9 protein-coding genes and 2 pseudogenes are annotated in these 13,900 nt (G+C 25.4%); 5 read left to right on the forward strand and 6 right to left on the reverse strand.

The features are described from left to right. Positions 1-6: 6 nt before the first annotated feature. Together D9V71_RS00875 and pta are read left to right on the forward strand one after the other, a co-directional pair. The gene (locus D9V71_RS00875) at positions 7-1,224 is read left to right on the forward strand and encodes an acetate kinase (RefSeq protein ID WP_158340511.1); all 1,218 of its coding nucleotides are present in this window, start codon (positions 7-9) and stop codon (positions 1,222-1,224) included. Between the two features lie 47 nt (positions 1,225-1,271). Beyond that, a complete protein-coding gene (gene pta / locus D9V71_RS00880) occupies positions 1,272-3,401 on the forward strand; it encodes a phosphate acetyltransferase (protein WP_158340512.1) in 2,130 nt (709 codons plus the stop codon). 39 nt (positions 3,402-3,440) lie between these two features. Here pta and yfaE read toward each other — a convergent pair. From yfaE to gyrA, 4 genes and pseudogenes are all read right to left on the reverse strand, one after another. After that, positions 3,441-3,703 (reverse strand): annotated as a pseudogene (gene yfaE / locus D9V71_RS00885) (class I ribonucleotide reductase maintenance protein YfaE). Position 3,704: 1 nt separating this feature from the next. Beyond that, positions 3,705-4,835: a class Ia ribonucleoside-diphosphate reductase subunit beta gene (gene nrdB / locus D9V71_RS00890; RefSeq protein WP_158340513.1), complete on the reverse strand. Its 1,131-nt coding sequence runs from the start codon at positions 4,833-4,835 to the stop codon at positions 3,705-3,707. A gap of 68 nt (positions 4,836-4,903) precedes the next feature. Next, positions 4,904-7,189, reverse strand: coding sequence for a class 1a ribonucleoside-diphosphate reductase subunit alpha (gene nrdA, locus D9V71_RS00895; protein ID WP_158340514.1), 2,286 nt, complete (start codon positions 7,187-7,189; stop codon positions 4,904-4,906). Positions 7,190-7,287: 98 nt separating this feature from the next. Next, complete coding sequence (gene gyrA / locus D9V71_RS00900) at positions 7,288-9,789, reverse strand: DNA topoisomerase (ATP-hydrolyzing) subunit A (RefSeq protein WP_158340515.1); 2,502 nt, start codon at positions 9,787-9,789, stop codon at positions 7,288-7,290. Between the two features lie 252 nt (positions 9,790-10,041). On the opposite strand from gyrA, the gene D9V71_RS00905 reads away from it, so the two are divergent. Continuing rightward, complete coding sequence (locus tag D9V71_RS00905; protein ID WP_158340516.1) at positions 10,042-10,779, forward strand: DUF2076 domain-containing protein; 738 nt, start codon at positions 10,042-10,044, stop codon at positions 10,777-10,779. 117 nt (positions 10,780-10,896) lie between these two features. Here D9V71_RS00905 and D9V71_RS00910 read toward each other — a convergent pair whose 3' ends face one another. Next, positions 10,897-11,490, reverse strand: coding sequence for a peroxiredoxin (locus tag D9V71_RS00910; protein ID WP_158340517.1), 594 nt, complete (start codon positions 11,488-11,490; stop codon positions 10,897-10,899). 71 nt (positions 11,491-11,561) lie between these two features. Between D9V71_RS00910 and ung the strand changes: the two are divergent. Then, positions 11,562-12,229, forward strand: a pseudogene (gene ung / locus D9V71_RS00915) (uracil-DNA glycosylase). Between the two features lie 75 nt (positions 12,230-12,304). Here the strand turns inward: ung and grpE are convergent. Beyond that, positions 12,305-12,874, reverse strand: a complete 570-nt coding sequence (grpE, locus tag D9V71_RS00920; RefSeq protein ID WP_158340519.1) for a nucleotide exchange factor GrpE — start codon at positions 12,872-12,874, stop codon at positions 12,305-12,307. Between the two features lie 116 nt (positions 12,875-12,990). Here grpE and nadK point away from each other — a divergent pair, with 116 nt between their 5' ends. After that, positions 12,991-13,869, forward strand: coding sequence for an NAD(+) kinase (gene nadK, locus D9V71_RS00925; RefSeq protein ID WP_158340520.1), 879 nt, complete (start codon positions 12,991-12,993; stop codon positions 13,867-13,869). Positions 13,870-13,900 lie beyond the last annotated feature (31 nt).

Consider the following 13,900-nt stretch of genomic DNA (forward strand, 5'->3'; position numbering starts at 1 on the left):
AGAAAAATGGATAAAAAATTGAATAATTTAATTTTTGTATTAAATTGTGGTAGTTCTTCTATAAAATTTGCAATATTAAATCCTAATAATGAAAAAAAATATTTATCTGGTTTAGTAGAGTGTTTGTTTTTGTCAGAAACATATATTACTTGGCAGTGTTCAGGTGTAACATATAAAAAAAAAATAGGTTCAAAAATTAATCATGAAACTGCCTTAAATTTTATTATAGACCAAGTTTTATCAGAACAAAAAGATATTTTTAAAAATTTAATAGGTGTAGGACATAGAGTAGTTCATGGGGGAACTAAAATAAAAAAATCAACTTTAATTGATAATAATATTATCAAATGTATTCAGGACGCAGTTTCTTTTGCCCCATTACATAATCCAGCTAATTTAATTGGTATTAAAATAATTATAGAAAAATATCCTAGTTTATCAAGAAAAAATGTAGCAGTTTTTGATACATCTTTTTATCAAAATATGCCTGAAACCTCTTTTCTATATGCAATTCCGTATAATTTTTATAAGAAACATGGTATTAGACGTTATGGTGCTCATGGTACTAGTCATGATTACGTTGCTCATAAAACTTCTATTATATTGAATAAAAAATTCAAATCTTTAAATATTATAACATGTCACTTAGGTAACGGAACTTCTATTTCTGCTATTTGCAATGGAATATGTGTAGATACTTCAATGGGATTAACTCCTCTAGAAGGATTAGTTATGGGGACTCGAAGTGGGGATTTAGATCCTTCAATTATTTTTTTCATGAATAAAAGTCTTAATTTAAGTATTAATGAAATTGAAACAATCTTAAATAAAAAATCAGGATTATTAGGATTAAGTGGTATTAGCAGTGATTTTCGCTATTTTGAGAAAAATTATAGTTGCAAAAAACATGCTAAAAGATCTGTAGATATTTTTTGTCATCGTTTATCAAAATATATTGCTTCTTATATGAGCTTAATGGAAAATCGTTTAGATGCTGTAATTTTTACTGGCGGAATTGGTGAAAATGTACCTTTGATTAGAGAGTTAACTCTTTCTAGATTATCTATATTCGGTTTCAAGATTGATTTAAAATTAAATTTATCTATGACAGCGGGTAGATCAGGAATAATAACTCAATGCACTTCTCGTCCAGTTTTTGTAGTTGCAACAGACGAAGAGTTAGCAATAGCTCAAGAAACTAGTAATATAATTAGTGACAAATAATTATTTTTTAGTATTTTATTATTTTTATATGTCATAACAGGATAATTATGTCACGTATTATAATGTTAATTCCTCTAGATATAGATATTGGTTTGACTTCAATAAGTTTGAGTATGATTGATTTTTTTGATAAAAATAAATCCGAAAAAAAATCTATTCCATCTATATTATATTTTTCTTTCATAAAAAATTCATTAGATGATACATCGTCAATTATTAAAAAATATTTTTCAAAAATTGTTCATGTACTAGATGATATAGATTTTTCTGAAATTTTTTTTAATTCTTCTGAATATTTGTTTTTATCAAATAAAATTATAGAAGAATGTTATAATAACAAGTTTTTATATCAATTTATTTTAATTGAAGGTATAAATAATAATCATAGTGTTAATTCTCAAGAGATTAATTATGATATTTCTCAAAATTTAAATGCAGAAGTGATATTTATATCGAATTTAGAAAATTCTTCTTCAGCATGTATCAAAAAAAAAGAAAGACAAATAAATTTATTTTTAAAACAAAAAAAGTATAAAAATGTTTTAGGTGTAATTTTTAATAAGATTAATTCTCCTTTTATAGAAAAAAAATATGATTTTATAAAAAAACTAACATTTTTAAAAAAAATAAAATCTCAAGAAAAAATAATTAGTTCAAAAGAGGTTTTTAAAAATAATTTTTTTCCAATTATAGCTTGTATTCCTTGGAACAAAAATATTATAAAAACATATGTAATGGATCTTTTTAATTTTTTAAATGTGAAATGGATTAATTTAACACAAAAAAAAACTTCTATTATAGAAGAAATAATTATATTTGATGAAAGTTCTCTAAATATGTTAAATAAGAATTATTTAAATACTTTAATAATAATTTCTTTTAGTCGTATAGATGTTTTTATAGATATTTTAAATTTAAATTCTAATTTTGATAGTAGCAAGATTAAATGTATTATATTAACAGGAGTATTAAAATCAAAAAAATATATTATTTCTTTATGTAAAGTTTTAATTAAAAAATCTATTTCTGTTCTTTTTACAGAAAGTAGTACAATGGATATTGTATCGCAATTGCAAATATTTAACTTTAATATTAATGTAAAAGATTTAATATATATTAAAAAATTGCAAAAATATATTTCTAGTTTTTTTTGCTATTCTTCTATTATCGTTTCTAAAAAAAAGTACAATTGTAGTGTCATGTATTCACCAAAAGAATTTTGTTATACATTAAAAATATTATCAAAAAAAAGAAATAAACGTATCATACTACCTGAATCATATGAAATAAGAATATTAAAAGCTGCTGCAATATGTTGTGATTCTAATATTGCTCAATGTGTATTATTAGGAGATCCAAAAAAAATATATAGTATAGCAAATGAACAAGGAATTTACTTAAATAAGGATATTGAAATAATTAATCCTGTTTCGATAAGGGAAAAATATGTTTCTCGTCTTTTAGAACTTCGAAAAGAAAAAGGTATAAATGAGTTTTCTGCAAGAAAACAATTACAAGACAATACTGTTTTAGCTACTTTAATATTAGAATCTAACCAAGTTGATGGATTAGTTTCTGGATCAGTAAATACAACATCTGATACTATACGTCCAGCATTACAAATCATTAAAACTAATCCTCAGAGTTTGTTGGTTTCATCTATTTTTTTCATGTTGTTACCAAATCAAGTTTTTATTTATGGCGATTGTGCTATTAATATTAATCCAACTGCAGAAGAACTAGCAGAAATTGCAATTCAATCTGCAGATTCAGCAAAGATTTTTGGAATAAAACCACGTATTGCTATGCTATCTTATTCAACTGGTTGTTCTGGATTTGGATATCAAGTTGAAAAAGTAAAAGCAGCTACTTCTATTGTTAAAAATAAAAGACCTGATTTAATTATTGATGGTCCTATACAGTATGATGCAGCAGTTTCAAAAAGCGTTTCTAAATTAAAAGCCCCTTGTTCACCAATTGCAGGATCTGCAAATGTATTTATCTTTCCAGATTTAAATTCTGGTAATATAGCTTATAAAGCTGTTCAGCGTTCTTCAAAAATAGTTTCTATTGGTCCAATGTTGCAAGGATTAAGACAACCAGTCAATGATTTATCACGAGGCGCTTCAGTAGAAGATATTGTTTATACTATTGCATTAACATCAATTCAATCTTGATAAAAAATATATTTTATAAAATAAAAAAAATATATTTTTTCATATCTTAATTACAATATTTCCATTTGGTTGACAACAACATGGAAATATTTCGCTTTCTTTAAATAAAGCAGCCATGGGCTGTTTTTTTAAGTAGAATATTTCTCCTTTAATCAATTCAATTCTACACATTCCACAATATCCAGATCGGCACTGATATTCTATATTGATATTATTTAATTCTAAAGCAAATAATAACGAGTTTTTTTTTTATAAATAATTTTTTTTTTGATATTTATTATTTCAATAATAGTGTAAGTCATTTTATAATTTAAATTTTTTAAATTCATTATTAGATAGTTCTGAATCAATCTGACCAACTAGATAAGAACTAATTTCTGTTTCTTGCGGAGCAGTTTGTATATTATCAGAAGTTAACCAATTATTAATCCAAGGAATAGGATTAGATTTTTTTGTAAAAGGCATTTTAAAACCTATTGCGTGCATACGCATATTTGTAATATATTCTATATATTGACAAAGAATATCTTTATTTAATCCGAGCATTGAACCATTTTGAAACAAATATTCTGCCCATTTTTTTTCTTGTTGTGAAGCTGAAATGAAGATATTAATAGCTTCTTCTTTACATTCTAAAATTATATCTTTCATGTCCTCATTATTTTTTGCATTGCTTAAAATATTCAAAATGTGTTGAGTTCCCGTTAAGTGTAATGCTTCATCACGTGCTATTAATCTTATAATTTTTGCATTTCCTTCCATTATTTCTCTTTCTGCAAATGCAAATGAACATGCAAAACTAACATAAAATCTAATTGCTTCTAAAACGTTTACACTGATTAGACATAAATATAATTTTTTTTTGAGCAAGTGTAAATTGACATAAATTTTTTTTCCATTTACTAAATGGACACCTTCACCAAATAAATGCCAATAGCTCGTTAATTTTATTAGTTCATCATAATATATAGAAATATTTTGAGCACGGTCATTAATATTTTTATTTGAAATGATGTCATCAAATACTAAAGATGGAGAATTTACAATATTTCTAATTATATGAGTATAAGAACGTGAATGGATGGTTTCTGAAAAAGACCATGTTTCAATCCATGTTTCTAGTTCAGGAATGGAAATAATTGGTAAAAAAGCTATATTAGGGCTTCTTCCTTGAATGGAATCAAGTAAGGTTTGATATTTTAAATTACTAATAAAAATATGTTGTTCATTATTAGGTAAGTTTTGAAAATCTATTCTATCTTGAGAAAGATCTATTTCTTCAGGTCTCCAGAAAAATGATAATTGTTTTTCAATTAATTGTTCAAATATATTATACTTTTGTTGATCATATCTAGCAATGTTTACAGGTTGTCCAAAAAACATGGGCTCTTTAAGTTGATTATTTTTTTTTTTTGAAAAAATTGTATAAGACATATTATTATACCTAATGATGAATTAAATGTTTTAGTATGTATTTTTTTAAATACTTATATTTTTTGTTTTTATATAATACATGAGCCACTGTCGCAAATATTTTCTGTTATAGATTCAGATATAATGTTCTGATGTTCTTCAGAACCATCTCGAGTATTTTGATAATATAGTGTTTTTAAACCAAGCTTATAAGATAATAGAAGGTCGTAAATAAGTTGTTTCATAGGTATTTTATTGTTTAAAAATCTTTTTGGGTCATAGTGAGTATTTACTGAAATAGATTGATCGATAAATTTTTGCATAATACCAGTAAGTTGCAGATATCCTGTGTTATTTGGTATATCCCAAAGCAATTCATATTGTGACTTTAATTTTTTATATTCAGGAACAACTTGACGCAAGATTCCATCTTTTGATACTTTAATACTAATAAAACCTCTTGGTGGTTCGATGCCATTTGTTGCATTAGATATTTGAGAAGATGTTTCTGAAGGCATCAAGGCAGATAATGTTGAATTTCTTAAACCATATTTTTTAATTTTAGAACGTAATAAATTCCAGTCTAAATGTAGAGGTTCATTACATATAGCATCAATATCTTTTTTATATGTATCTATAGGTAATTTTCCTAAATAATAGTTAGTATGATTAAATAGAGAGCATGCTCCTTTTTCTTTTGCTAATTCACAAGATGCTTCTAATAAATAATATTGCATTGCTTCAAAAGTTTTATGTGTTAAATTTTTTGCGCTACCATCTGAATAACGTACTTTATTTTTAGCTAAATAATATGCAAAATTAATGACACCAATACCTAACGAACGTCTAGAAATAGCTGATTTTTTAGCTGCTAGTATTGGATAATTTTGATATTCTAATATTTCATCTAATGCACGTACAGATAATATAGATAATTCTTTAAATTCATTGAGATCTTTAATAGTTCCTAAATTAAAAGCTGACAATGTACACAGTGCTATTTCTCCATTTACATCATAAATATCATTTAACGCTTTAGTAGGCAATGTAATTTCTAGACATAAATTAGATTGTCTTATTGGAGATAATTTCGGGTTAAACGCACTGTGTGAATTACAATGATCTACATTTTGTATGTAAATACGTCCAGTAGAAGTTCTCTCTTGCATCATTAATGAAAATAGATCTAATGCTTTGATTGTTTTTTTTCTTATGTTTTTATTTTTTTCATATTGTAGATATATTTCTTCAAATTTTTTTTGATCAGAAAAAAATGTTTCATATAAGTCGGGAACATCAGAGGGGCTAAATAATGTTATTTGATCTCCTGATAACATTCTTTGATACATTAATTTATTAATTTGAATTGCATAGTCGATATGACGTACTCTGTTTTCTTCAATTCCTCTATTATTTTTTAAAACTAATAAACTTTCGACTTCAAAATGCCATATTGGATAAAAAATAGTTGCAGCTCCACCTCTAACACCTCCTTGAGAACAAGATTTTACAGCACTTTGAAAATGTTTATAAAAAGGTATACAACCAGTATGAAATGCTTCTCCATTTCTAATGGGACTTCCTAACGCGCGAATTTGTCCAGCATTAATACCGATTCCAGCACGTTGAGAAACATATTTAACAATAGAGCTCGTTGTAGCATTAATAGAATTTAAATTATCAGCACATTCAATTAAAACACAGGAACTGAATTGACGAGTAGGAGTTCTAACTCCGGACATAATTGGTGTTGGTAATGAAATTTTAAAAGTAGATATAGCATTATAAAAACGATGGATATAATTCATTCGAATATTTTTAGCATATTGAGCAAATAAACATGCGGCTATTAAAATATATAAAAATTGTGCGCTTTCATATATTTTTCCACTTACACGATTTTGTATTAAATATTTTCCTTCTAACTGTTTTACCGCTGCATATGAAAAATTCATATCTCGCCAATGATCAATAAAAGAATTCATCTGTAAAAATTCTTCATAAGAATAATTTTTCAATAAATTTTTATCATATTTTCCTAAAAAAACCATTTTTTTTACATGATCATATAGTTGAGGTGGTTCAAATTGACCGTAAGCTTTTTTTCTAAGATGAAAAATAGCTAATCTTGCAGCCATATATTGATAGTCTGGTGTATCTTGTGAAATGAGATCAGCTGCAGCTTTTATGATAGTTTCATGAATATTTATAGTAGTAATATTATTATAAAATTGAATACGAGAACACAATTCAACTTGTGATACAGATATATTATCTAATCCTTCAGATGCCCAATTTAATACTTTATGAATTTTATCTAAATTAATTTTTTCTTTTCTTCCATCACGTTTAGTAACAAACAGACTATTTTTCATAATGAATTTAACTTATTATAAAGAGTATAAAAAAATTTTTTATTTTTATTTAATTATTAATATATATTAGATGTTTTAAGAGATAAATGTATTTTTTTTTATATAGGTTCTACAATTTTTTGTAAAGCAACAACTTTTTCATTTTTTGAGGTTCTTATCAATATTACACCTTGTGTATTTCTTCCTAATACTCCTACTTCAGAAACCCTAATTCTAACTAATGTTCCTGCATTAGTAATCATCATAATTTGATCTTTTTCTACAACCTGTATTGCTCCAATGATTTTACCATTTTTTTTTGTAATTTTAATAGAGATAACGCCTTGAGTAGCACGTGATTTTATAGGAAAATCAGTAATTTTTGTGCGTTTTCCATACCCATTTTTTGTTGCTATCAAAATACTTCCTTTATTTTTTGGTACGATTAAAGAAACAACTTTATCATTTTTTTTAATTTTAATACCTTTTACACCAGATGCAGTTCTGCCCATAGTTCGAACACTGTTTTCTAAAAATTGAACTACTTTACCATTTTGTGTAAATAACATAATGTTATTATTTCCATCAGTTAAAGCAACTCCAATTAATTCATCGTTTGCATGTAAATTAATAGCGATAATTCCTGCAAGTCTAGGCTTTTTAAATTGATTTAAAGAACTTTTTTTTACTATTCCATGTGCTGTAGTCATAAAAATATTAAGATTATCTTTATATTCATGCACTGGTAATATCGCTGTAATTCTTTCTTTGGGACTTAAAGGTAATAAATTAACTATAGGTCTTCCTCTTGCATGTCTACTAGACTCTGGTAATTGGTAAACTTTCATCCAATACAGAATACCACGACTAGAAAAACATAATATAGTGTCGTGTGTGTTTGCTATTACTAAACTTTCTATAAAATCTTCTTCTTTTATTTTTGCAGCCGATTTTCCTTTTCCACCGCGTCTTTGAGCATTATAATCAGAAAGAGGTTGATATTTTACGTATCCTGAATGAGATAGTGTGACTACTACATCTTCTTGATTAATTAAATCTTCAATATTAATATCAGAATGATTTTCAATAATTTCTGTGCGTCTTTTATCACTAAAATTATTTTTTATGAATAATAATTCTGATTTAATAACATTAAACATACGGTTTGGATTTTCAAGTATTTCTTTTAATTCTTTAGTTTTTTTTATTAAATCACTATGTTCAGCAATAATTTTTTTCTTTTCTAAATTAGTTAATTTATGTAAACGTAAATCTAATATAGCTTGTGCTTGTTGTTCAGTAAAAAAGTATTCAAGTTTTTTATTTGAATAATTTTCTTCTTTTAAACAATCATGTTTTTTTATCGTTTCAGATATCCATTTTTTTTTAATTAAAAAATTTTTTGCATCTATGGAGTTTCCTGAGTTTTTTATTATTTCAATAATTATATTAATGTTTATTAAAGCAGTGTTTAATCCTTCAAGAATATGCATACGATTGCGCATCTTATTTAATTCAAAAATACTACGTCTTGTAATAATTTCTTGTCTATGAAATAAAAAATATTTTAATATTTCTTTTAAAGATAACGTTTTTGGTTGTCCTTGACATAACGCAACCATATTAATCCCAAAAGATATTTGCAGTTGAGTTAAAGCATATAGTTGATTTAAAATTATTTCAGATATTGCTTCTTTTTTAATTTCTATAACAATTCTCATTCCATCTTTATCAGATTCATCACGCAAAGCAGTAATCCCATCAATTCTTTTGTCTTTTACTAGTTCTGCTATTTTTTCAATTAAACGTGATTTATTTACTTGATAAGGTATTTCGTCAAATATAATAGATTCTTTTTTATTTTTGTTATTTTTTTCAATTTTGTTTCGTGCTCGAATATAAATTTTTCCTTTTCCTGTACGATAAGCTTCTTCAATACCTAATTTTCCATTTATAATCCCAGCTGTTGGAAAATCTGGTCCTGGAATATATTTGATTAACTCTTCTAGAGTAATATCATTATTGTCAATATAAGCTAAGCATCCATCAATGACTTCATGCAAGTTATGAGGTGGAATATTTGTAGCCATTCCTACAGCTATACCTGATGAACCATTTATTAAAAGATTAGGTATTTTTGCGGGTAGTATTTCTGGAATATATTCAGTTCCATCGTAGTTTGGCAAAAATTCAACAGTATTTTTTTCTAAGTCACTTAATAGTTCATGAGCTATTTTAGACATTCGAATTTCTGTATATCGCATTGCTGCTGCCGAATCTCCATCGACAGAACCAAAATTTCCTTGACCATCTATAAGCATATAACGTAATGAAAATTTTTGAGCCATACGCACTATGGCATCATATACAGCAGAATCTCCATGTGGATGATATTTTCCTATAACATCACCTACTACACGAGCAGATTTTTTATATGTTTTATTCCAATTATTATTTAATACATACATCGCAAAAAGTATTCTTCGGTGAACAGGTTTTAAACCATCTCGAACATCTGGCAAAGCTCGGCCAACTATTACAGACATAGAATAGTCTAAATAAGAGCTTTTTAACTCTTCTTCAATATTGACCTGTATGATTTCTCGTGCAGGATCTTTCATATGAACTTTTATCTCTTTTATTAAAAACGATCAAATTAAGTAAAAAAGTATAACATAATTAAACTATTAGATGCATATAAAGAAAATCATTCTTCAGGATAAACAATCCTATTATTGTAAAAAACATTTTTTTTATATTGTTTATTTGAAACGAAAGTATTATTATAAAAGAATTATAATTTTATATAAAAATTATTAATTTAATTAAAGATATAATAGTTTATTAACTTGACTTGAAAATGAGATCTTATTATGAAAGATGAAGAAAAAAATTTAATAGAAAATTTATTTCATCGTTTGAAGAAAATTGAATTAAACTCTTCTGAAAGAGATGAATCAGCAGATAATTTAATTCAAAATTTAGTGAAAAAACAACCAGCTTCTTCTTATTATATGACTCAAACAATATTGATTCAAGAAACAGCTATAAAAAAAATGAGTATGAAAATTGAAGAATTAAAAACAAAAATAAAGCAATTGAATAAAGAGGAATTAAATAAAAAAAGAAGTTTCTTGTCTAGTTTTTTTAAAAAAAATTCTTCTGCTCAAGTATCATCTAACGATAACAGTATGTGGCAAAAAAAAACAGATACATTGCCGAATAATTATTCGAATACAACTAGTTTACCTGTTAATCAATCATTTCCGACAACAAACAGTAATGGCAGTAGAAGCAGTAGTTTTCTTGGTAGTGCATTACAAACAGCAACAGGCGTAGCAGGTGGGATGATTTTAGGTAATATGTTAATGAATGTTTTTAACCACACGAAACCAGAAGAAGATATATTTGATACTGTTAATAAATCGTCTTTAAATCAGCATGCAGAAGATAATTTTTTAAATAATAATTCTAATAATAATAATGATCTAATAAATTATGAATATGATCAATCAGATATTAATAGAAACGAATCAAATTCAGAAAGCATCAATAATGATGTTTATGATACAGATGATGATATTGATATTGATGATGATAACTTTATTTAAAAATATGTATTGTTCTAATTTATAATAAATGATATTAAGACTGTATTATAAAATAAAATACAGATTAAAAAATAAAGCCAGCATAAAATATTTTTTTTGCTGACTTTAAGTTTTTTTTTAAGAATATTTACTTAAATATTCAGCAACTCCTTCTGAAGAAGGGGCTATACCTTTTTCTCCTTTTTTCCAATTAGCAGGACATACTTCACCAAATTTATTATGAAAATCTATAGCGTCTACCATGCGTATCATTTCTTTTATGTTTCGTCCAAATGGTAAATCGTTTACAACTTGGTGACGTATAATCCAATTAGAATCAATTAAAAATGAAGCTCTCAGTGCTACACCAAGATTTGGATGTTCAATCCCATAAGATTTTTGAATGCTATGTTTTATATCAGATACCATAGGGAAGTTTATTTTCCCAATTCCACCATTTTTAGGTAATATTTTTTGCCATGCTTGATGAACAAAAATACTATCAATTGATACACCCACAATTTTTACATTTCTTTTTTTGAATTCTAAATATAGTGTATTGAATTCTATAATTTCAGATGGACATACAAAAGTAAAATCCATTGGCCAGAAAAATAGTACAATTGATTGACCATTAGAATATTTTTTAAGATCAAACTGTTCAACGATTTCATTATTTTTTAAAATCGCTGGAGCTATAAAGTTAGGTGCATTTTGTGTTACTAGAACCATTTTTTTTCCTATAATATTATATTATCAAAAGAAGATTGTTATTAAATTTTTATTAAAAATGGAAATTAAAAATGAATCCAATTCTAACTTGGAAAGATGTTTTATCTCAAGAAAAAAAAAAAGATATTTTATTGATATAATTAAATTTCTTAAAAAAGAACGTTTAAATAAAATAATTTATCCAGAACAGAAAAATATATTTAATGCATTTTTTTTAACTAATTTTAATGATATAAAAGTCGTTATTCTTGGACAAGATCCATATTTTTCTAAGAATCAAGCACATGGTTTATCGTTTTCTGTGCCGAAACGTTTTACTATACCACCTTCTTTAAAGAACATATACAAAGAGTTAAATAGTGATTTTAAAAAAAAATATAGTTTTAATCATGGATGTCTTGAAAACTGGGCTCATCAAGGTGTTTTTTTGTTGAATACTATTTTAACAGTTGAATCAGGAAAACCAAAATCACATAGTAATATTGGATGGACTATTTTTACTGATAAAGTAATTTCTACAATTAATTTATATAGAAATTCTATTATTTTTTTGCTATGGGGCAATGATGCACAAAAAAAATCTTATTTAATTAATGAAGATAAGCATTATATATTAAAAACATCTCATCCTTCTCCTTTATCAGCATATCGAGGTTTTTTTGGATGTAAACATTTTTCTTTAACTAACAAAATATTAGTTGAAAATAAAAAAAAACCGATTGATTGGTTTGTTATTTAAAAAAATAAAAGATTTTCTATTCTTAAATAATATAAAATTATTATTTAAGTAAGAATTTTATAAAATAAAAAAATATTAATTTTTAGCAATTGTTACTATTGCTTTTCTTAATAATACCTTATTGAAGGTAAATCCCTTTTTATTAGTAGAAATGATATGATTAGGAAGTGTATTTTCAGATAATTCTTCCGACATTAATGTATGAATATCAGGATTAAAAAGTTCATTTTTTTGACCTTCGACTTTTACTCCTAATTTATGCAATATATTTAATAAAGATTGCAATGTAAGTTCGATACCTTTTATTAAAGGCTCGTCTTTTATATTTAATTTATCAGATAATATTAAAATATCTTCTAAAGAATCTATTATAGGAATTATTTTTTTTAAAAATGTTTCAGTTTCTGTTTTTTTTATTTTTTTTATTTTGTCTTCAGTGTTTTTTTTTATATTTTCTATATTTGCTAATTTTCGTAATTCAATATCACTAATTTTTTTTTGATTTTGAATTATTTCTAATTTTAAATCTTCTATTTTTTGGTTTTGCAGAGTAAGTGTATCAATTGAATTATCTTTTTTTTCTTTTATAGTATTATTATTTTGACAAACATTTTCTTCATGTAATTTTTTTTCTTTATTTTCCATAAAAGTTACCATTTATTAAATTAATAATTAAGCTATTATAAACCTTATAATTAATCTTTCAAGACTGTTTAGTATTATAATATAATATACATTATTTTTTTGGGAATTTTTATGTAATGAAGCAACATTTCACTTGTATAGGTATTGTTGGGCGTCCGCGTCATGCGAGTGCATTAATAACACATAAGACTCTTTATAAGTGGTTAATAAAAAATGGTTATAAAGTTTTTATTGAACACACTGTTGCTAAAGAATTAAAATTAAATAATCCTCATACTGCTACATTAATTGAAATTGGTGAATCTTGTGATTTAGCAGTTATTATAGGGGGTGATGGTAATTTATTATGTGCAGCACGTGTTTTGTCGTTTTATAATATTAAAATTATTGGGATTAATAGAGGTAATCTAGGTTTTCTTACTGATTTAAATCCGGATACTGGTTTAAAAAATTTATCAGAGGTTTTATCTGGAGATTATTTTTTGGAAAATCGGTTTTTGTTGGATGCACAAGTTTGTCAAAAAAAAATAATTTCAAGATCTAGCATAGCTATTAATGAAGTTGTTTTACATGCAAAACATTTAGCTCATATGATAGAATTTGAGGTGTATATTGATAATAAATTTTCTTTTTCTCAGCGTGCAGATGGATTAATTGTTTCGACGCCTACAGGTTCTACTGGTTATTCGCTGTCAGCTGGTGGACCAATTATAGCAGCATCTTTAGATGCTATTCTATTAGTTCCAATGTTTCCACATACTTTATCTGCTCGTCCTTTAGTAATTCACAGTAATAGTACAATTTGTTTAAAATTTTCTAATATTCAAACTAATTTAAAAATAAGCTGTGATAGTCAAACTATTTTAACAATTAAAAAAGATGAATGTGTATTTATTCGTAAAAGTTGTTATTATTTAAATCTTATACATCCTAAAAGTTATAATTATTTTAAAACTTTAACTTCTAAGTTAAGTTGGTCTAAAAAATTTTTTTAGATTATTTAATAAATATAAGCAAATATGAATT

This window comes from Buchnera aphidicola (Macrosiphum euphorbiae) (assembly GCF_005237295.1).
GTDB classification, from domain to species: Bacteria; Pseudomonadota; Gammaproteobacteria; order Enterobacterales; family Enterobacteriaceae; genus Buchnera; species Buchnera aphidicola_AP.

Coding starts and splice junctions, on each gene's coding strand:
- D9V71_RS00875 (WP_158340511.1), top strand. CDS start 7: ATGGATAAAAAATTGAATAATTTAATTTTTGTATTAAATTGTGGTAGT.
- pta (WP_158340512.1), top strand. CDS start 1,272: ATGTCACGTATTATAATGTTAATTCCTCTAGATATAGATATTGGTTTG.
- nrdB (WP_158340513.1), bottom strand. CDS start 4,835: ATGTCTTATACAATTTTTTCAAAAAAAAAAAATAATCAACTTAAAGAG.
- nrdA (WP_158340514.1), bottom strand. CDS start 7,189: ATGAAAAATAGTCTGTTTGTTACTAAACGTGATGGAAGAAAAGAAAAA.
- gyrA (WP_158340515.1), bottom strand. CDS start 9,789: ATGAAAGATCCTGCACGAGAAATCATACAGGTCAATATTGAAGAAGAG.
- D9V71_RS00905 (WP_158340516.1), top strand. CDS start 10,042: ATGAAAGATGAAGAAAAAAATTTAATAGAAAATTTATTTCATCGTTTG.
- D9V71_RS00910 (WP_158340517.1), bottom strand. CDS start 11,490: ATGGTTCTAGTAACACAAAATGCACCTAACTTTATAGCTCCAGCGATT.
- grpE (WP_158340519.1), bottom strand. CDS start 12,874: ATGGAAAATAAAGAAAAAAAATTACATGAAGAAAATGTTTGTCAAAAT.
- nadK (WP_158340520.1), top strand. CDS start 12,991: ATGAAGCAACATTTCACTTGTATAGGTATTGTTGGGCGTCCGCGTCAT.